This window comes from Mesorhizobium sp. Arg314 (assembly GCF_053714275.1).
Genome location: NZ_JBSKBP010000006.1, coordinates 166,707 through 185,797, shown reverse-complemented (window position 1 = coordinate 185,797; position 19,091 = coordinate 166,707). Strand labels below are relative to the sequence as shown.

Below are 19,091 nucleotides of genomic sequence, written 5' to 3'. Positions count from 1 at the left end.
CGACTTTTACCGCGACCGGTTTCAACCGGTCGCGGGCGATGTTTGCTCAGCCGAATTTCGGATCCAGGCTGCCCGATTTGTAGCGCTTGGCCATGTCCGCCAACGGGATCGGCTTGATCTTCGGCGCGTTGCCGGCGGTGCCGAACTGCTCGAAGCGCTCCTTGCAGAGCTTCTTCATCGCCGCCATGGCTGGCGTCAGATATTTGCGCGGGTCGAACTCCGACGGATTCTCGGTCAGCACCTTGCGGATCGCGCCGGTCAGCGCCATGCGGTTGTCGGTGTCGATGTTGATCTTGCGCACGCCGTGCTTGATGCCGCGCTGGATTTCCTCCACCGGCACGCCCCAGGTCGGCTTCATCTGGCCGCCATATTTGTTGATGATCTCCTGCAGGTCCTCCGGCACCGAAGACGAGCCGTGCATGACGAGATGCATATTGGGCAGACGGCGGTGGATCTCCTCGATCACGTTCATCGCCAGCACCGCGCCGTCGGGCTTGCGCGAGAACTTGTAGGCGCCGTGGCTGGTGCCCATGGCAACGGCCAGCGCATCGACATGCGTGTCGCGCACGAACTGCTCGGCCTGCACCGGGTCGGTCAAAAGCTGGTCGTGGCTGATCGCGCCTTCGACGCCGTGACCGTCTTCCTGCTCGCCACCGCCGCTCTCCAGCGAGCCGAGCACGCCGATCTCGCCTTCCACCGACACGCCACCCCAATGCGCCATGTCGACGACGCGGCGCGTGATGCCGGAATTATAGGCGTAGTCGGCCGGCGACTTGCCGTCTTCCTTCAGCGAGCCGTCCATCATTACCGAAGTGAAGCCGTACTGGATCGCGGTGACGCAGGTCGCTTCATTGTTGCCGTGGTCGAGATGCATGCAGACCGGGATGTCGGGATGGATCTCGACCAGCGCGTCGATCAGCTTGGCCAGCACCACGTCATTGGCGTAGGCGCGCGCGCCGCGGCTGGCCTGCAGGATGACCGGCGACTTGGTCTCCTCGGCCGCCTCCATGATGGCGAGGCCCTGTTCCATATTGTTCATGTTGAAGGCAGGCACGCCATAGCCGTGTTCGGCGGCATGGTCGAGCAATTGTCTCAGTGTGATGCGAGCCAACGAATAGTCTCCCGTATCTGTTGTAGGCACAAGTTACCAACGTCAGGCGCATGGCCTGACCCGACTGCTTCTGGCCGGATTTCTGGCGGACCGCAACCACTCAAGTTGCGGTCCTGAAATCCAAATCGGTTTAGTTTCAGTGCACCGCTCGCGGCGCGGTTCAGGCCCCGATGCGTGCGCGCGCCGCGAGGATCTCGACGCCGGCCTTCGCCGCTTCCTTGCCCTTCATGGTGAAATGCTCGTGGAAGAAGCGGTGGTGCTCGGCGCTATCGTGAAAATTGTGCGGCGTCAGCACGGCCGACAGCACCGGCACGCCGGTCGCGAGTTGCACATTCATCATGCCGTCGATGACCGCGCTCGCTACGAAGTCGTGGCGATAGATGCCGCCATTGACGACGAAGGCGGTGCCGAGGATCGCGGCATAGCGGCCCGTTTCGGCCAGCGTCTTGGCGTGCAACGGGATCTCGTAGGCTCCCGGCACGTCGAAGACATCGACGGTGAAGCCTCCGAGCGCGGCAAGCTCCGCCTCGAACGCCGTCACGCACTGGTCGACGATGTCGGCATGCCAACGCGCCCGGATGACGGCCACGCGACGGTATGGTTGGTCTTTGGGGAAATGCTGATTCATGGGTCCTTCCTTCCGTTTCGAACCAGAATCAGGACGCACGACGCAAAATGCGGCCCGCGAGCGGGCCGTCTTCAGCAATCGTTCTCTTCCATCCGGACTGTAACCGTCGGCCCCGGAATTGCACCGGATCTGCTGACCCTCCCGTCGCCGGGAGGCGCTCGCGGGCTTGGGTCGAGACCCTTACCGCCGGTGGGGACTTTCACCCCGCCCTGAGAACATTAACGCGGGTTTTATGCGAGAGGGGGAAGGCGCTGTCAATCGCTAGCAATAAACTCGGTCGTCACCCTAGGGCGGAGCAAGGAGCGAAGCGACGCGCGCAGACCCTAGGATCCGTGCCGTGACGCTAAGGCATTGCAACGATTACAGAATTCTGCACCGTTGCGCTCTGCGGCGGAGGTCACGGCATCGGTTCTCGGGTCAAGCCGGTCAAGCCCGAAGATGACGAAGTGCCCGGGGGGAGATTAGCTAACCCCGCTCCGGGAACATCGCCTTCAGCCCCTCACGCGAGGCCTTCGCCACGCCGCGCTCGGTGATCAACCCTGTCACCAGCCGCGCCGGCGTTACGTCGAAGGCAGGGTTCGCCGCCGGCGTCGCGTCGGGCGAGACACGCACCTGGGCAATCTTGCCGTCCGCTGTCTTGCCCCAGACCAGCGAAACCTCGTCGCCGGAGCGCTCCTCGATCGGGATTTCGGCAAGCCCGTCGGCCACGGTCCAGTCGATGGTGGGCGACGGCAGTGCGACATAGAAGGGTACGTGATTGTCCGCGGCGGCTAAAGCCTTCAGATAAGTGCCGATCTTGTTGCAGACGTCGCCATTGGCGGTGGTGCGGTCGGTGCCGACGATGACCATATCGATGTCGCCATGCTGCATCAGATGACCGCCGGCATTGTCGACGATCAGCGTGTGCGGCACGCCATGGCCGGCCATCTCCCAGGCGGTCAGCTGGGCGCCCTGGTTGCGCGGCCTGGTCTCGTCGACATAGACATGCACCGGAATGCCAGCCTGGCTCGCCAGATAGATCGGCGCGGTGGCGGTGCCGTAGTCGACCGTCGCCAGCCAGCCGGCATTGCAATGGGTGAGGATGTTGACGGTCTCGCCTGGCTTCTTCTTCGCCGCGATCTCTCTGATGATGGCAAGCCCGTTCTCGCCGATGGCGCGGTTCAGCCCGACATCCTCATCGGCGATTTCGGCGGCGCGCCGATAGGCAGCGTCCGCGCGCTCGTCTGGCGCGAGTGGCTTCAGGAAGCGCCGCATCTCGTCCAGCGCCCAGCGCAGATTGATCGCGGTCGGCCGCGTCTTATTGAGCGTCTCCCACACCGCGTCGAGCGCTTCGTCCGACGGATCGTCCGTCATCTGGATGGCGACGCCATAGGCGGCGGTGACGCCGATCAGTGGCGCGCCGCGCACCCACATGTTGCGGATCGCGGTGGCGATGCCGGCGACGCTTCCTATGGTCTCGACACGGAATTCATGCGGCAGCCAGCGCTGGTCGATGATCTCGACCGAATGCTTGTCGTCGCTGAGCCAGATGGTGCGATAGTGGCGTTCGCCGACGTTCAAAGGCTCGTCTCCTGTTCGATCAGCGCGGCCAGCTTGTTGACCTCGTCGATGCTGTGGATCTGGCGCCGGTTGACGGCGATGTGGCGGCCGAAGCGCAAAGCCTTGGCCTCACATGTGGCGCGCAGGTCGGCATCGGCAATGGTCTCGAAATCGGCATTGTGGGCGAGGCCGAGGATGCGCCGGTGCACCTCGATGCCGGCGAAGCCCAGCAGGTCCGTCCAGATGCCGGAAAGCATGTGGTCGAGCGCCTGTTCGGAGGCGAGCAGGTCGCCCTGATCCTCGAACAGGCTTTTCTGGTAGAGCATGCCGGTGCGCTCGGTCCGCCACAGATTGGAGAACTCGGCGCGGAACTCGGCCCAGGTCTCGGCCGCGACCTCAAGCAGGTAGGCGCGCATCGAGTCCCGGCTGCCCTCCTCCTCATGGCCGCGTTGCGAGAAGAAGGCCATCCAGAAATTGGCCAGCAGCATGCCGACATCGAAGGCGATCGGGCCGTAGAAGGCGAATTCCGGATCGATCATTCGGGTCTCTGTGTCGGTCACCATGATCGAGCCGGAATGCAGGTCGCCATGCAGCATCGTTTCGGCATTGGCGGCGAAAAGATGCTTCAGCCGCTGTGCCTCGACCTTGAGGTCGCGATCAGCGCGCAGTTCGGCCACCAGGCCGTCGAGCTGCGGGCTGGTGTGCCGGTTCATCCTGGCGTCGAAATAGGGGTCGGAAAACACCAGGTTCTCGGTGATGTCGCAAAGCTCGACATTGTCGGCGAATAAAGCCAGATCGGCCTTGCGATCCTTTGCCACCATCGACAGGTCCGAGCCGCGGAACAGCGTGCGGGCCATGAACAGGCCGATATCGCGCGCGATGTTCGGCAGTTCGCGGCCGTCGATCAGAGCGCGCCTGAGAATAATGTGCGGCGGCGCCAGATACTCCATGACGATAAGCGCCTGTGTCTCGTCGAAATGGTAGATCGCCGGCACCGAGCCAGGCGCACGGCGCTCCTGCCTGGTCAGCGCATGATACTCGAAGAAGGAGCGCTTCAGAGGCAGCGGCCAGCTGTCGCCGACCAGCCGCACATAGGGGAGCGCCTGTTTCACCACCGCCGCGCCCTGGTCGCCCTCGACGATGAAGACGAGGTTGAGATTGCCGTCACCGACCTCGCGGACCTTCCAGCGGCTGGCGTCCTTGCCGATGCGCTCGGTCAGCGCCGCTGTCTCGCCAAGGCGCTTCGGCAGCGTCTCCACCGACAATGCTTCGAACTTCCCGGTCATTCTCTCCCCTCCTGCTCGTGGTGTCCGACGATAGCGGAGCCACGGCGGCGGGGCCAAGCTAGGAAGCGCTCTGGCAAATGTCAATCGTGTTGACAATTGCCGAATGAGCCCATAGCGTCACGGATCAGGGAGGAACGAATGGGCGCAGATGCCGTGTTCCGTGTGGAGGGCCTGAGGAAATCCTTTGGCCAGAACGAGGTGCTTGGCGGCATCTCGGTCGAGCTTTTTGCGGGCGAGGTGACCGCGCTGATGGGCGCCAATGGCGCCGGCAAATCCACCCTGGTCAAGATCGTCAGCGGCGTCTACGCGCACGGCGGCGGCACCATGCGGCTCGCCGGCAAGGCCTTTGACCCCCAGACCCCGGCCGAAGCCATCCGCGCCGGCGTCGTCACCGTGCATCAGAACATCAATGACGGCGTGGTCGCCGATCTCGATGTCGCCACCAATTTGACGCTCGACCGCTTGAGCGGCAAGGGCGCGCCGATGCTGTTCAAGCCGCGCAATGTCCGCGCCGAGGCAAGGGCCGTCGCCGACCGCATGGGGCTCACCATCGACCTCAAGGCGCGCGTTGCCGACCTTGCGCTTGCCGATCGCCAGATGGTGGCGATTGCGCGCGCCATGGCGCATCGGCCCAAGGTGCTGATCCTCGACGAGCCGACCTCCTCGCTGTCGAGCGCAGAGGCCGACCGGCTGTTTGCGCTGATCGACCGGCTGCGCGGGCAGGGGGTCGCCATCCTCTACATCTCGCACCGCATGTCCGACATCAGGCGGCTCGCCGATCGTGTCGTATCGATGCGCGACGGCCTCATCTCCGGCGTCTTCGACAAGAAGCCGCTCGATTACGAGGGCGCCGTCAACGCCATGCTCGGCCGCAAGATCCATCTCGACAGGGTGGTGGCGAGAAGTTCGGCCCGCGCGGTCTTCACCGCCGAAGGGTTGCGGCTCGGGCAAGGATCGAAGCCGATCTCGATGACGCTCGGCACCGGCGAGGTGGTTGCGGTCACCGGCCTGGTGGGTGTCGGCAAGACGGCTTTGGCCGAGACGCTGTTCGGCGTACGCAGGCCGCTCGCCGGCACCATGCATATGGACGGCAAGCCCTATGCACCAGGCTCGGCGCGCGAGGCTATCGCTGCCGGCGTCTTTCTTGTCGCCAAGGACCGTGCGGCAAGCGGCATCGTCGGCGACTTCAACATCGAACGCAACATCAGCCTGCCATTCCTCAAGCGCATGTCGGGCTTCGGTGTCATGAAGAAGCGTTCCGAGCGCGCTGTCGCGCGCCGCCAGATCGACGAGCTCGGCATCGTCTGCCGTTCCGAGAAGGACGAGCTGTCGGCGCTGTCCGGCGGCAACCAGCAGAAGGTGATGGTGGCGCGCTGGATGTCGCAGGCCTCGCGGCTCTTCATCCTCGACGAACCGTTCCAAGGTGTCGACATCTCGGCGCGGCGCGACATTGCCGCCAAGCTGAGAGCCAGCGCCGACGGCCGCGCGACGCTGATCTTCGTCACCGAGATCGACGAGGCGCTGGAGACCGCCGACCGCATCCTGGTGATGTCGGAACATACGATCGTAGGCGAGCATCGCAACGCCGAAATCGACCTCGACCGGCTGCTGGCGGAAGTGGCCGGCGGACCGCTTCACAGCGCGGCGTGAGGGTCGAGGTACTTGCATGAAGTGGAGTTGGAATGAGTTTCTGTCGGACAGCCGCGCGGCGGGGCGCTGAATGATGCGCGACTACGCCATTCGCTACGGCTTCATCGTCCTGCTGGTCGGGCTGATCGCCTATTTCGCTGTTGCCGCCGACGGTTTCGTTTCGCCGCAAAGTGCCGTCTTCATCTTCCAGTCGGTGGCCATCACAGGCGTGCTGGCGCTCGGCGTCACCGCGACGCTTGTCGTCGGCGGTTTCGACCTGTCGATCGGCTCGGTCGCGACCAGCGCCATGATGGCGGCCTCCTACGCCATGGTGGTGCTGGAGCAGAATGCCGTCGTCGCCGTCATCGCCTGCCTGGTCATCGGTGTGATCGTCGGCCTGATCAATGGCTGGCTGATCGTCTACATGCGCGTGCCGGACCTGCTCGCCACGCTTGGCATGATGTTTCTGCTGCTCGGCCTGCAGCGCATCCCGACCGAAGGCCGCTCGATCGCCACCGGCATGACCATGCCCGACGGCTCGGTCGCCAACGGCAAGTTCTCCGAGGCCTTCCTGGCGCTCGGCCGTCACCGCATCGACTTCTTCATCCCGAACCTGATCCCGGTCTCGGTGGTGGTGCTGGTCGTGCTCGCCGTGCTGATCTGGTTCTTCCTCGAATACACCCGCTTCGGCCGCATGATGTATGCCGTCGGCAGCAACGAGAGGGCGGCTGAGCTCGCCGGCGCGCCTGTCAAGGCATACAAAATCTGGGCCTATGTCATTTCGGGAGTTTTTGCCTCGATCGGCGGGATTTTGCTCGCCGCCCGGCTTGGACGCGGCGACATCGCCTCGGGTAATAATCTCTTGCTCGACGCAGTAGCGGCGGCGCTCATCGGCTACGCGGTGCTCGGCGCCGCCAAGCCCAACGCCTTCGGCACCGCCGTCGGCGCGGTGTTCGTCGGCGTCCTGCTGCAAGGCCTGACGATGATGAACGCCCCTTACTACACGCAGGATTTCGTCAAGGGCGCGGTGCTTGTCGTCGCCCTTGTCTTCACCTTCGCCCTTTCCGGCAGGGGCAAGAGATAGTTTCGACCGGGGTATTGAGACAAAAACGGAGGAAAGCAAAATGAGCATCACAAGAAGACTTTTGGGGAAGGCGGCACTCGGCCTCGCCGGCGCGGCGCTGCTGATGCAGGGCACGGCATTGGCGGCGGACAGGCCGGCGCCGTTCGACAAGCCCGGCGTCAAGATCGCGCTGGTGCGCTATCTGTCGACCGGCGACTTCTTCCAGGCCTATCTCTCCGGCGTCGAGGCGCAGGCCAAGGCGCTCGGCGTCGACTTGCGCGTGCTCGACAGCCGCCAGGATGCGGCGCTCCAGGCCGACATGGTCGACCAGGCGATCGCGCTTGGCGTCCAGGGCATCATCATCCAGCACGGGCTGACGGAATCGATGAAGGACGCCGCCCAGCGCGCGGTCGATGCAGGCATCAAGGTCGTCGCCTTCGACGTCAATGTCGAGAACCCGAAGATCCCGCAGATCGAGCAGTCCGACAAAGACCTCGCCAAGCTCGCGCTTGAGCAGGCCGTCAAGGACAATGGCGACAACTGGAAGGCGGGCTATGTCTATGTCGCCGGCATCGCCCCGCTCGACCGCCGCAACGAGACCTGGGTCGACGTGAAGAAGAAATATTCGGGCATCGACGAGGTCGCCATGTTCGGCACGCTCGACAACCCGATCGCCAACTCCGTCGCCAACCAGGCGCGCTCGGTGCTGCAGGCGCATCCCGACATCAAGGTGATGTTCGCGCCCTATGACGAGTTCGCCAAGGGCGTGAAGATCGCCGTCGACGAGGCCGGCCTGAACAAGGGCATCAAGATCTATTCGGCCGACATCTCGACCTCGGATATCGCTGCGATGCGCGAGCCGGACAGCGCCTGGGCGGCGACCGCCGCCACCAATCCGGCCGTCGTCGGCCAGGTCTCGGTGCGCGCGCTGGCGCAGCTGCTTGCCGGCGAGGATCCCGGCCACAACGTCATCGTGCCGCCGACGCTGATCACCCAGAAGGAACTCGTCGACAAGGACATCAAGAACATGGAAGACCTGTCGGCCAAGCTGCCGCAGTTCGCCCATGCCGATGTCGCGATGCCCGCCTGGATGCCGAACCCGAACGCCAAGTAAGGTTCACGCCACCCGAAAAGGAAAGAGCCGCCCCAGGGGCCGCTCTTTTCGTATTGACCTTCCAACTCTGCGCTCAAGCCTGGCGCTGCCAGAAAGGCAGCTTCGCGATCTCTTCCTCGACCTGCCGGTTCGTCAGGCCGATGTCGTCGATCAAATGCGGATTGTCCCTGGCCATCCGCTTGAGGTCCAGGCGAAAGCGGGCTCGCTCGCGCGAGGCCGCTATCCTGCTCCGCAAGGCCGTCAGGCAGTAGCGCCAGCGCCCTGCGTGCATCGCCGGGCGTGCGGTCGAGGGTGCGCAAGGCGCAAGAATATCGGTCATGGCAACCTCCATGTAGTTGAAGGTCTGGAGACCTTCGGTCTGAATTGAGGTTGCAGTCTGCCGCAGGCGAGCGGCGGCGTAATTAAGCCCTCCCAAATAGTTCTCAAAACTTCCAAATCGGCTATAGATCGCCGCATGCAGGGATCGCGCTTTGCCTTTGGACCGTTCGTGTTTGATCCTGCCGCGGGAACGCTGCTGCGGGGCGATGTTCCCGTCGCCGCCGGCCACCGTGGGCTGAAGCTGCTGGAGGCCCTCGTCGCACGGCCCGGCGAAATCCTGGCCAAGGCCGAATTGATGGACGCGGCCTGGCCGAGCACGGCGGTCGAGGAAGGCAACCTCACCGTCCAGATCGCCCAGCTCAGGAAGCTGCTTGGCCCGGCCGTCGACGGTGGCGACTGGATCGCGACGGTGCCGCGCGTCGGCTACCGCTTCACCGGCGCCGTCGAAAGACTCGATGGCACGCAGCAAAGGCCGCTGCCGCTGCCCGACAAGCCGTCGATCGCCGTGCTGCCCTTCGTGGCCTTCGGCAGCGATCCCGAGCAGGAGTCCTTCGCGGACGGCTTGACCGAGGACCTAATCACCGACCTCTCCAGGGTAGGTGGCCTGTTCGTCATCGCCCGCAACTCGGTGTTTGCCTATAAGGGTAGGGCGATGGATGTGCGCATGATCGCCAAGGGCCTTGGCGTGCGCTTCTTGCTGGAAGGCAGCGCACGGCGCGCCGCCGGGCGCGTGCGCATCAATGCCCAGCTGGTCGACGCCGTGAGCGGCGAGCATCTCTGGGCGGAGCGCTTCGATCGCAGCCTGGAAGACATCTTCGCCGTCCAGGACGAGGTGACGGCCAAGATCGTTGAAGCACTGCTCGGTCGGCTGCGCGCGCCGCCGGCGCGCAACCGGCCGCGAAATTTCGAGGCCTATGATCTGTGCGTGCGGGCACGCATGCTGATCGACGATTCACCGCAGACGGCGCGCGAAGCGCATCTGATGCTGACGCGCGCGATCTCGCTCGATCCAGACTATGCTGAAGCCTACCGCTGGCTTGCCATGAACCATTGGATGGGATGGGTGCATTGGGGCCAACCCGTCGAGCCAAACCGCAGCGTTGCGGTCGAACTGGCGCGCAAGGCCGTCGCGATCGATCCCAACGATGCCGGCTGCCGCTGGGTGCTTGCCAACCTGCTTGCCTATGAGCGCCGCTTCGAGGAGGCGGATAGCGAATTCGCCAGGGCGATCGAGCTCGATCCGAACGAGGCCGACACCTGGGCGACATTGTCCGACATCGAAGTGCTGGCCGGGCATGTCGAGGACAGCCTTGAGCACATCCGGAAGGCGTTCCGGCTGAACCCGTATCCGCCGAGCTGGTACTACCTGACGCTCGGCGCGGCGCAATATGCGGCCCGCGAGTACGAAGCCGCCGTCGAGACGCTGCGCCGCGACGAAACCTATCGGACAAGCTCGCGCCGTTTTCTGGCGGCAAGCCTCGCGCAGCTCGGCCGGCTCGACGAGGCGCGCGCGGAGGTCGAGATGTTCCTCGTCGCCAACCCGCATTTCACCACCAGCCACTGGGTCTGGACCGAGCCGTTCCGCGACGACGCGACGCTGAAGCATTTCGTCGATGGCTTCCGCAAGGCCGGCCTGCCGGAGTGAACGCGCCGACCCGAGCGGTTGGTCGCTCACGAGATTCCGACTCCGCAAGCCTTGGCCTCACCGGCTGGCGCGCGCCAGTCCGTGCGCCACCAGACGGTCGATGACCTCCGGATAGCTGACACCGCTGGCCGCCATGGCCTTGGCGTACATGCTGATGTTGGTGAAGCCGGGGATGGTGTTCAGTTCGTTGATCAGGAACGTCATGTCCGGCGCCAGGAAGAAGTCGACGCGGGCCATGCCGTCGCAGCCGAGCGCTCTGAACGCCCTTGCGGCCATATCGCGCATGGCTTCCTCGACCTCGGGCGAAAGGTCGGCCGGCACGATCAAGGCCGCGCCATTTTCGTCGATGTACTTGGCATTGTAGTTGTAGAAGCCGTGGTTCTCAGCGGGCACGATTTCGCCCGGCCGCGAGACGAAGAGTTCGCCCGAGGGGGCCTCCAGCACGCTGAATTCAATCTCGCGGCCACGGACGAATTCCTCCGCCAGGAGCTTGCGATCGTGCTGGAAGGCTTCCGCCAGCGCTCTATCGAATTCCTGGCTGGCATTGACTTTTGCCACGCCGACCGACGAGCCCTGCCGCGCCGGCTTGATGAACAGCGGCAGGCCGAGTTGGTCTTCCAGCTCGGCAAGGGACGGCGTGTCGCCAGCATCGATCGTCACTGAGCGTGCGACAGGCAGTCCGGCAGCCTTCAACAGCCGCTTGGCGATATCCTTGTCGAGGGCCGTGGCCGAGCCGAGGATGCCGCAGCCGGCGAGCGGCACGCGCGCCACTTCGGCCAGCCCCTGCACCGCGCCGTCCTCGCCATGCAGTCCATGCAGCACCGGAAACAGGATATCGATGCCAGGCATGTCGTGAGCTGCGCCGCTGGCGGGGATCGCCAGCATTCGTCCGTGCCCGCCCGGCACCAGGCAGAGCTGCGTGCCAACCGACGGTGTGGCCAGCGCGCCGTCTTCGAAGCGGCTCAGCAGCCATTGCCCTTCGCGGGTGACGAAGATCGGCACGGCATCGTATTTCACCGGATCCAGCGCTGCCATGACATTGGTCGCCGAAAGCAACGACACTTCATGCTCTGCGGAGCGCCCGCCAAACAGCACGCCGATGCGCAGTCTTTTTTCCGTCATGGACACCTCCACCAATGATCGGAGCTCGCATGCGAAACACAGCCCCCTTCGAGGACTAAGCGAAGGATTGGAGTGGGATTTTGACCGGTTGAAGCAGTTTTTCAGCACAAGTGCGAAATGGTCCGTCCGGAGCTGCGTCAAGGCAAGGAAATGGAGCGGTGCGTCGTTTTCGTGAAACAACGCACCGCTCCATGGGTGTGTCCTTACTTCTTCACCGCAGCGCTGCCGCTATGTTGCCGCCATCCACCGTCGTCACGTCCGCCGTGGTGCGCTCGGCCAGTGCCTGGTGCAGGAAGGCCTGCGCCACGTCGTCGGCCGTCACTTCCTGTCCAAGCAGATTGCCGGACATGTACTCCTTCTCCGAAACGCCGCGCGCGCCGGACCGGCTGGCGATCATGGCGTCGGTCAGAAGGCCGGAGCGGATGCGATCGGCATTGACCGCATTGGAGCGGATGCCATAGGCGCCGTAATCCAGGGCGTACTGGCGCGACAGGAATAGTGTCGCCGCCTTCGGGATGCCGTAGGCGCCGAATTTCGGCCCGGGATTGATCGCCTGCTTGGAGGTGTTGAAGAGAAGCACGCCGCCGGTGCCCTGTTCCAGCATGATGCGCACCGCGTTCTGCGCGGCGGACTGGTGGGCGAAGAAGTTGAGCTCAAAACTCTTGCGCAGCGTGGCGTCGTCGAGCTCGCCGATGCGGCCTTCCCAGGCGGCGCCCGCATTCGAGACCAGGATGTCGACGCCGCCATAGACGGCGACCGCCTTGTCGAAGGCGGCGCGCATTTCGGCCGGATTGGTGATGTCGGCGCCGACGCCGATCGAGTTGTTGCCGGCCACCTTGGCCGCCTCCGCGGCCTTGGCAGGGTCGAGATCGACGATGGCGGCATGCGCGCCGTTGGCTGCGAACAGTTTTGCCGTCGCAGCGCCGATGGCGCCGGCGCCGCCGGTGATCAGCACCACCTGGCCGGTCAGCGGCCTTGGCTTGTTCGAGGCGAGCTTGGCCTGCTCCAACGACCAGTATTCGAGCGGGAAGAGGTCGGCCTTGGAGAGCGGATGGAAATTGCCTATCGCCTCGGCGCCGCGCACCGCCTCGATCCACATCTCGCCGACATCGGAGGCGATCTTCGCATCCTTCAGCGTGCGGCCATGGCCGAACATGCCGAGGCCCGGCACCAGCGTCAGGCGCGGCATCGGGTCGAGCATGGTGCGCTTTACGTCGTCCAGCGCGTCATTGGTCTCGAAATAGACGGTGTAGTCGTTGACGAAGGCATCGACATGGCTGCGGACCACAGACTTGTAGTCGCCGAGCCTGTCGGCATCGGGCGCCGGCACCGTCATCGGCCCGGTCTTGATGCGGATCGACAGATCCGGCGTCGACACGCCACGGCGGGCATAGTCGGCGATCTTCGCCGAATTGATGAAATCGATAACGGCATCGGACGTGCGGAAGTCGCTGATCATGCGGTCGAAGCGGCCTTCGCCGCGCGCCACGGCCACGGCACCGCGCAGCGTCGGCGCGATGTCGTTCGGCTTGGCGAGCTTCGGCGGCAGCGCCGCCTTGGCCGCCTTCGGCTTGCCGTTCTTCGCGACATAATCCTCGGCCACATTCACGTAATGGATCATCCGGTCATAGGCCTGCCTGGCATCGTCGCCGAAGGTGAAGATGCCGTGCTTGTCGAGGATCAGGCCGTCGACGCTCGGGTCGGCGTCGAACACCTCCGCCGCAACTTTGGCGAGGTCGAAGCCCGGCTTGATGTAGGGCACGTAACCCATCCTGTCGCCGAACACGGTCTTGATCAGCGGTTCGCTGTCTTCCTGGTCGACGATGGCGAGGATCGCGGTCGAATGCGTGTGGTCGACAAACTTGTGCGGCAGGAAGGCGTGCAGCAGTGTTTCGACCGACGGGTTGGGGGAGGCGGGATCGATGAGGTTGGAGCGCTGCAGCGCCACCATGTCCTCGTCGGCGAGCTTGTCCAGGGTGCGCGCCTTGAGCAGCGCGCCCATCTTCACCGCCGGCAGGCCTTGCGGCTCGATGACGGCCATGTCCCAGCCGCTGCCCTTGACACAGAGCACGTCCCATTCGTCGCCGACCAGATCGGTGGCCTTGGTCTTGCAGGAAGTGTTGCCGCCGCCATGCAGCACCAGCCGCGGCTCGCCGCCGAGCAGGCGGGTGGTGTAGACGCGCAGCGCAAGGTCGCGGCCGACGCCCTTCCTGGCATAATCGGCAACCATCTTTTCCGCGTCGGCGTCATTCCAAAGGTTCTGCATGTCGTTCCAGTCCAGTTCCGTCTTTTTTGCTCATGAACAGAAAGCCGCGACGTCTTGATGACAGAAGCGGCGAGGGGGAGTTTTCTAGGATGCTTTTTTGCCGGCTTCGCCTGCGTGCTGGAGCAGGCGCCCGGCCATATGCGCGCCGACCACCAGATGCGTGCAGAGCCCGCCGGCGATTGCCGAAAGCAGCGGCTCGAACTTCGTATCTTCCTGCACCACCATCAGCCGCTTCCCGATGGCGCGCAGCGAGGCGAGCTCGGCGGAGATGACGCGCCGGTTGTAGCTGCAGTCGAGCACCTCGCCGGCGGCGTCGATGATCTGCCCGGCGATGACGCCGGCTGCGCCTTGGCTCCGCAGCGCTTCCATCTCGGCCGGCGTCAGCGCCCCGCATTTCACCAGATGGCTGTCGGCATCGACGGCGCCGACGGAATAGAGCGCGAGATCGCAGTCGGCGATGCCGGCGAGCTGGTCGCGGATCACCGGCTCGGCGCGCAGGCCTTGCGCCAGCGCCTCGGTCGACAGCACCAGCGGCGCGTAGAAGTTGAGGCCCTTGGCGTTCAGCCGCCGCGCGATCTCCATCGTGCATTGATCGGGCCGGTAGGAATAGGGCGCGCCGAGATTGCCGCAGAGCTGCACCACGGTGACGTCCTGCAGGTCGGCATAGGACATGATGTCGGCGATGGTATAGACGGTGCGGCCCCAGGCGACGCCGATGCGGTCGCCCTTTTTGACAAGCTCGAGAAAGACGCTCGCCGCCAGCACCGCGATGTCGGTCGAAGGGTCCGCGAGATAGGCGTTCACCGGCGCGATCCAGACGGCGTCGAGCTCGAAGGCATCTTCCAGCCGGCGCGCCATGACGTCGTCGGTGAAGAGCTGGGTCGAGGTCGAGATGTTGACGATGCCGGTCTCGCGCGCCTTGCGCAGATACATGGCGACCGATGCCCGGGAAATGTTGAGCTGGTTCGCCACTTCGTCCTGGCGCAGGCCATGGGCGTAGTAGAGCCAGGCGGCCTTGTGGATGAGCTGTTCTGCCGGTCTGATCGCCATGCCGCCTCCTCGGCTGACATTAGTCACGGCTCTCGACAAAAGTCAAACTTGGAAACCAGAGTGACAATCTCCTCGCGGCGCGGCTCAATCCGGATCGCCATTCCACCAAGCCCGAGCGGCATAGCATTTTCAGCCATGCGAGGGGGATAGCGCGACGACATGCTCAAGGTTAGAACGTTCGAAAAGGACTTTGGGGAGAACGGGATGGCCAATCCCTACGAACAGGATCTCGACAGGAACGCCGCCAACCACCAGCCGCTGACGCCGCTGACCTATCTTGAGCGGGCGGCCAAGACCTATCCCGACCATGTCGCCATCATCCATGGCAGCCAGCGCATCACCTACCGTGATTTCTGGCGCCGCTCGCTGAAGCTCGCCTCGGCGCTGTCGAAACGCGGCATCGGCAAGAGCGATACGGTGACGGTGATGCTGTCCAACACGCCGCCGATGCTGGAAGCCCATTTCGGCGTGCCGATGACCAGGGCGGTGCTGCATTCGCTGAACACCCGCCTCGACGCCGCCGTCATCGCCTTCCAGCTCGACCATGCCGAGAGCAAGGTGCTGATCGTCGACCGCGAATTCTCGGGCGTCGTCAAGGAAGCGCTGGCATTGGCCAAGGCCAAGCCATTGGTCATCGACTATGACGATCCCGACTACGCCGCCGATGCCCCCTATCCGAAGGGCGAGCGGATCGGCTCAACTGACTATGAGGATTTTCTCGCCGGCGGCGACGAGGCTTTCGCCTGGTCGATGCCCGATGACGAATGGGACGCCATCTCGCTCAACTACACCTCCGGGACGACGGGAAATCCGAAAGGCGTCGTCTACCATCACCGTGGCGCCGCCCTGATGGCCTACACCAACACCATCCATGCCGGCATGGCCAAGCACGCGGTCTATCTCTGGACGCTGCCGATGTTCCACTGCAACGGCTGGTGCTTCCCCTGGACGCTCGCCGTGCAGGCCGGCACCCATGTCTGCCTGCGCTGGGTACGGGCGAAGCCGATGTACGACGCCATCGCCGACCACGGCGTCACTCATCTCTGCGGCGCGCCCATCGTCATGTCGGTGCTGATCAACGCGAAGGACGAGGACAAGCGCGCGTTTCCGCAGACCGTCACCTTCAACACCGCCGCAGCACCCCCGCCCGAGGCCGTGCTTTCCGGCATGGCCGACGCCGGCTTTGCCGTCACCCATCTCTACGGGCTGACCGAGACCTACGGCCCGGCCGTCGTCAACGAATGGCACAATGAGTGGGATGGATTGGAGAAGGGCCCAAGGACGGCGAAGAAAGCCCGCCAGGGCGTGCGCTACGCCTCGCTCGAGGGCCTCACGGTGATGGACCCTCAGACGATGCTCGAGACGCCGGCCGATGGCGAGACCATCGGCGAGGTCATGTTTCGCGGCAACATCGTCATGAAGGGCTATCTTAAGAACCGCAAGGCGACCAACGAAGCCTTCGCCGGCGGCTGGTTCCACTCCGGCGATCTCGGCGTGATGCACCCCGATGGCTACATCCAGCTCAAGGACCGCTCCAAGGACATCATCATCTCCGGCGGCGAGAATATCTCGTCCATCGAGGTCGAGGATGCGCTCTACAAGCATCCCGCCGTCGCCTCGTGTGGGGTGGTTGCCCGCGCTGACGACAAATGGGGCGAGGTGCCGGTCGCCTATGTCGAGCTGAAGCCCGGCAAGACCGCCACCGAGGCCGAGATCATCGAGCACTGCCGCTCACTGCTGGCTCGCTTCAAGGTGCCGAAGGCGGTGTTGTTTGCCGAAATCCCCAAGACATCGACGGGTAAGATCCAGAAGTTCCGGCTGCGGGAGATGGCGAAGGACGGTGAGCGGCCTCCGCGCTCTTCGAGCTGACCTCAACAGTTTGCGCCAGCATCCGCGATGTCGTCATCCCAGGGCGGAGCAAGGAGCGAAGCGACGCGCGCAGACCCTGGGATCCATGCCGTAACCGCGCGGTCGTCCTCCGGCAGTCGAGAATAGCGGGAAGGGATAGAGGCGCTGATCGCGTAACCTCTTGATCCGTAGCGTTTTTCGATCGACGTTCCGGCATGGATCCTCGGGTCTACGCGCGTCGCTTCGCTCCTTGCTTCGCCCGTGGATGACGAGGGCACAGGTGCCACTCGCCACTCGCCGACGTCGCTCATCGACTCCTCGCAACTGTCACCATCTGTCACCAAATTATACGCGTACGTCGATTTCGCGTTGACTCCTTGCTGCTTTCGTTTTACGACTGATGAAAATTGAAATTCGTCACTCATCAAAACGAAAGTGCCATGTCAGAAGCCGCCAACATCGTGGCAGACCCCGCCAGACAGGAGAATGTGACCCGCATTCTCGACTGCGCCGAGCGCTTGTTCCGCCACTACGGCTACGGCAAGACCAACGTTGCCGACATCGCCCGCGAGCTCGGCATGTCGCCCGCCAACATCTACCGCTTCTTTGCCTCCAAGGTTGAAATCCACCAGGCCGTCTGCGGCCGTATGCTCGGCGCCAGCTACAAGATGGCTTACGAGATCATGCACCTGCCGATCAGCGCCGAGGAGCGGTTGCGGCGTTACATCCATGCCCAGTACAAGATGACGCTGGAGACCATGCTTGACGAGCAGAAGGTCCATGAGATGGTCATCGTCGCGCTGGAGCGCGACTGGGGCGTCATCGACAAGCATGTCAACAGCGTTCACGACCTGTATGCCGAGGTGATCCGCGAGGGCATCGAGGCCGGCGAGTTCAGGCAGCAGGATCCGGAGACGGCTTCGCGCTGCTTCGGCGCCGCGACCGTCATTCTCTGCCACCCGCAGATGGTGGCGCAGTGTCTTGCCAAAACCAACCGGGCGATGCCCGACGAACTTATCGACTACGCCATCAGAGCCTTGAAATAGAAGCTGCCCGCCGGGTGCGGTGTCGAGAAATCATCTCCAGTTCGGGAGTGCTAAGGTGTCTTTGTCCAGTTCCATCCTCCGCAAGTTGCCGGCCACCGGCCTCCCGGCCGTCGGCATCATCGTCGCAGCGCTCGGGCTTGCCGGCTGCAGCCAGGAGAAGGCCGAGGTCGTTCAGGAAGTCCTCCGGCCGGTCAAGGTGGTCGAGATCGGCGAGGCGCAGACCACCCGCCTGCTCGACTATTCCGGTTCGGTGCGCGCCCGCACCGAGATGAATCTCGGCTTCCGCATCGCCGGCAAGGTCACCGAGCGCCTCGTCGATATCGGCCAGCATGTGAACGAGGGCGACGTGCTCGCTCGCGTCGACCCTTCCGACTACGAGCTGTCGGTGAAGAGCGCGCAGGCGAGCCTCGACGCCGCCGAGCGCCAGGTCGAAACCGTCGATCTCGCCAGGAAGCGCGCCGAGCAGCTCTATGCCAAGAATTTCGCGCCGAAGTCGCAGCTCGATCAGGCGCGGCTGACCTACGACCAGGCCGTGGCGACGCGCGATGCCGCCCGCTCGACGCTGGCCCAGGCGCAGAACCAGGTCCACTACACCGATCTCAAGGCGGGCCAGGCCGGCATCGTCACCGCCATTTCCGCCGATGTCGGCCAGGTCGTCGGCGCCGGCACGCCGGTGATGACCGTCGCGGTCGATGGCGAAAAGGAAGTGTCGATCGCCGTGCCGGAAATGGATATCGCCGGCTTCAAGCCCGGCAAAGAGGTCAAGGCGGGCTTCTGGTCGGACGAAGGGCTCACCCTTGAGGGCAAGGTCCGCGAGGTCGCCGGCAGCGCCGATCCGCAGTCGCGCACCTTCGCGGTCCGGGTTTCGTTGCCCAACGACCCGCGCGTGCTGCTCGGCATGACCGCCAATGTCCAGGCGACCGTCGGCAGCAAGACGCAGCTTGTGTCGATCCCGCTGACGGCGATGGCCGAGAAGGATGGCAAGCAGATCGTCTGGACAGTCGATCGCGCCTCCGACACCGTGCATCCGCGCCCGATCAAGGTCGCCAACTTCACCGCCGATGGCGTTGCCGTGGCCGACGGCTTGAAGCAGGGCGATGTCGTGGTCGCGGCCGGCACCCAGTTCATGACCGAGAACCTGAAGGTCAAGCTTTCCGGCGACGCCGCTCAGCAATCCGCCTCGGCGGAAGGGGACGTCACCAACACCAGCAGCCTGCGCTAACCAGGCGTAACAGACGCCTTTCCCGCTCTCGCGGCGTCAAGCCGCGAGCCGGGGAGGGCATGGGTTCCGGGCGGCGAACGCCCGATCGTGAGATGCCGGCATGTTGGCTCCCCCGCAGCAGTGCCGCGTCCAGCGCGATTTGCGAGTCTCTCTCCGCTTGAGGGGTCTCGCCGCCCGGAAGCCCGACCGAGAGTTCACGGGCAA

General features: G+C 64.4%; 15 protein-coding genes and 1 riboswitch. Of the genes, 7 read left to right on the top strand and 8 right to left on the bottom strand.

Annotation, left to right across the window (positions count from 1 at the left end):
* Positions 1–46: 46 nt before the first annotated feature.
* The 4 genes from fba to mtnK all read right to left on the bottom strand — a co-directional run bounded on the left by fba (position 47) and on the right by mtnK (position 4,564).
* Positions 47–1,111 (bottom strand): class II fructose-bisphosphate aldolase, encoded by a 1,065-nt coding sequence (gene fba, locus ACWGS9_RS09005; RefSeq protein WP_140675387.1) that lies wholly within the window; start codon positions 1,109–1,111, stop codon positions 47–49.
* Between the two features lie 160 nt (positions 1,112–1,271).
* Complete coding sequence (locus ACWGS9_RS09000) at positions 1,272–1,739, bottom strand: 6,7-dimethyl-8-ribityllumazine synthase (protein ID WP_454504904.1); 468 nt, start codon at positions 1,737–1,739, stop codon at positions 1,272–1,274.
* Positions 1,740–1,815: 76 nt separating this feature from the next.
* Positions 1,816–1,960, bottom strand: a riboswitch (FMN riboswitch).
* Between the two features lie 244 nt (positions 1,961–2,204).
* Positions 2,205–3,299, bottom strand: a complete 1,095-nt coding sequence (mtnA, locus tag ACWGS9_RS08995) for an S-methyl-5-thioribose-1-phosphate isomerase (RefSeq protein WP_454504903.1) — start codon at positions 3,297–3,299, stop codon at positions 2,205–2,207.
* Positions 3,296–4,564, bottom strand: coding sequence for an S-methyl-5-thioribose kinase (mtnK, locus tag ACWGS9_RS08990; RefSeq protein ID WP_454504902.1), 1,269 nt, complete (start codon positions 4,562–4,564; stop codon positions 3,296–3,298). The genes mtnA and mtnK overlap by 4 nt, the downstream gene beginning before the upstream one ends.
* 138 nt (positions 4,565–4,702) lie before the next feature.
* Here mtnK and ACWGS9_RS08985 point away from each other — a divergent pair, with 138 nt between their 5' ends.
* From ACWGS9_RS08985 to ACWGS9_RS08975, 3 genes are all read left to right on the top strand, one after another.
* The gene (locus tag ACWGS9_RS08985; protein ID WP_454504901.1) at positions 4,703–6,214 is read left to right on the top strand and encodes a sugar ABC transporter ATP-binding protein; all 1,512 of its coding nucleotides are present in this window, start codon (positions 4,703–4,705) and stop codon (positions 6,212–6,214) included.
* 70 nt (positions 6,215–6,284) lie between these two features.
* On the top strand, positions 6,285–7,277 hold the full coding sequence (locus tag ACWGS9_RS08980; protein WP_454504900.1) for an ABC transporter permease: 993 nt from the start codon (positions 6,285–6,287) through the stop codon (positions 7,275–7,277).
* Between the two features lie 40 nt (positions 7,278–7,317).
* Complete coding sequence (locus ACWGS9_RS08975; protein ID WP_454504899.1) at positions 7,318–8,370, top strand: substrate-binding domain-containing protein; 1,053 nt, start codon at positions 7,318–7,320, stop codon at positions 8,368–8,370.
* A gap of 73 nt (positions 8,371–8,443) precedes the next feature.
* On the opposite strand, the gene ACWGS9_RS08970 is transcribed toward ACWGS9_RS08975, so the two are convergent.
* Positions 8,444–8,689, bottom strand: coding sequence for a DUF1127 domain-containing protein (locus ACWGS9_RS08970; protein ID WP_454504898.1), 246 nt, complete (start codon positions 8,687–8,689; stop codon positions 8,444–8,446).
* A 135-nt stretch (positions 8,690–8,824) separates the two neighbouring features.
* Between ACWGS9_RS08970 and ACWGS9_RS08965 the strand changes: the two genes are divergently transcribed.
* A complete protein-coding gene (locus tag ACWGS9_RS08965) occupies positions 8,825–10,333 on the top strand; it encodes a winged helix-turn-helix domain-containing tetratricopeptide repeat protein (protein WP_454504897.1) in 1,509 nt (502 codons plus the stop codon).
* Positions 10,334–10,390: 57 nt separating this feature from the next.
* Here ACWGS9_RS08965 and ACWGS9_RS08960 read toward each other — a convergent pair whose 3' ends face one another.
* The 3 genes from ACWGS9_RS08960 to ACWGS9_RS08950 form a co-directional block, all read right to left on the bottom strand.
* Positions 10,391–11,455 carry a D-alanine--D-alanine ligase family protein gene (locus tag ACWGS9_RS08960; protein ID WP_454504896.1) on the bottom strand — a complete coding sequence of 355 codons (1,065 nt, stop codon included), beginning with the start codon at positions 11,453–11,455 and terminating at the stop codon, positions 10,391–10,393.
* 211 nt (positions 11,456–11,666) lie between these two features.
* Positions 11,667–13,721, bottom strand: a complete 2,055-nt coding sequence (locus ACWGS9_RS08955; RefSeq protein WP_454504895.1) for a bifunctional aldolase/short-chain dehydrogenase — start codon at positions 13,719–13,721, stop codon at positions 11,667–11,669.
* A gap of 84 nt (positions 13,722–13,805) precedes the next feature.
* The gene (locus tag ACWGS9_RS08950; RefSeq protein WP_454504894.1) at positions 13,806–14,771 is read right to left on the bottom strand and encodes a sugar-binding transcriptional regulator; all 966 of its coding nucleotides are present in this window, start codon (positions 14,769–14,771) and stop codon (positions 13,806–13,808) included.
* 204 nt (positions 14,772–14,975) lie between these two features.
* Here ACWGS9_RS08950 and ACWGS9_RS08945 point away from each other — a divergent pair, with 204 nt between their 5' ends.
* From ACWGS9_RS08945 to ACWGS9_RS08935, 3 genes are all read left to right on the top strand, one after another.
* Positions 14,976–16,640 carry an acyl-CoA synthetase gene (locus ACWGS9_RS08945; RefSeq protein WP_454504893.1) on the top strand — a complete coding sequence of 555 codons (1,665 nt, stop codon included), beginning with the start codon at positions 14,976–14,978 and terminating at the stop codon, positions 16,638–16,640.
* Positions 16,641–17,059: 419 nt separating this feature from the next.
* Positions 17,060–17,665, top strand: coding sequence for a TetR family transcriptional regulator (locus tag ACWGS9_RS08940; protein ID WP_454504892.1), 606 nt, complete (start codon positions 17,060–17,062; stop codon positions 17,663–17,665).
* Positions 17,666–17,750: 85 nt separating this feature from the next.
* Positions 17,751–18,887, top strand: a complete 1,137-nt coding sequence (locus ACWGS9_RS08935; RefSeq protein WP_454504963.1) for an efflux RND transporter periplasmic adaptor subunit — start codon at positions 17,751–17,753, stop codon at positions 18,885–18,887.
* The last annotated feature ends 204 nt before the right edge of the window (positions 18,888–19,091 follow it).

Excerpts from the sequence above, each read along its gene's own strand:
- ACWGS9_RS08945 (WP_454504893.1), top strand. The coding sequence starts at position 14,976 with ATGGCCAATCCCTACGAACAGGATCTCGACAGGAACGCCGCCAACCAC.
- ACWGS9_RS08970 (WP_454504898.1), bottom strand. The coding sequence starts at position 8,689 with ATGACCGATATTCTTGCGCCTTGCGCACCCTCGACCGCACGCCCGGCG.
- ACWGS9_RS08955 (WP_454504895.1), bottom strand. The coding sequence starts at position 13,721 with ATGCAGAACCTTTGGAATGACGCCGACGCGGAAAAGATGGTTGCCGAT.
- ACWGS9_RS08975 (WP_454504899.1), top strand. The coding sequence starts at position 7,318 with ATGAGCATCACAAGAAGACTTTTGGGGAAGGCGGCACTCGGCCTCGCC.
- ACWGS9_RS08980 (WP_454504900.1), top strand. The coding sequence starts at position 6,285 with ATGATGCGCGACTACGCCATTCGCTACGGCTTCATCGTCCTGCTGGTC.
- ACWGS9_RS08950 (WP_454504894.1), bottom strand. The coding sequence starts at position 14,771 with ATGGCGATCAGACCGGCAGAACAGCTCATCCACAAGGCCGCCTGGCTC.
- ACWGS9_RS08965 (WP_454504897.1), top strand. The coding sequence starts at position 8,825 with ATGCAGGGATCGCGCTTTGCCTTTGGACCGTTCGTGTTTGATCCTGCC.
- mtnK (WP_454504902.1), bottom strand. The coding sequence starts at position 4,564 with ATGACCGGGAAGTTCGAAGCATTGTCGGTGGAGACGCTGCCGAAGCGC.
- ACWGS9_RS08940 (WP_454504892.1), top strand. The coding sequence starts at position 17,060 with ATGTCAGAAGCCGCCAACATCGTGGCAGACCCCGCCAGACAGGAGAAT.
- ACWGS9_RS08960 (WP_454504896.1), bottom strand. The coding sequence starts at position 11,455 with ATGACGGAAAAAAGACTGCGCATCGGCGTGCTGTTTGGCGGGCGCTCC.
- ACWGS9_RS08985 (WP_454504901.1), top strand. The coding sequence starts at position 4,703 with ATGGGCGCAGATGCCGTGTTCCGTGTGGAGGGCCTGAGGAAATCCTTT.
- ACWGS9_RS09000 (WP_454504904.1), bottom strand. The coding sequence starts at position 1,739 with ATGAATCAGCATTTCCCCAAAGACCAACCATACCGTCGCGTGGCCGTC.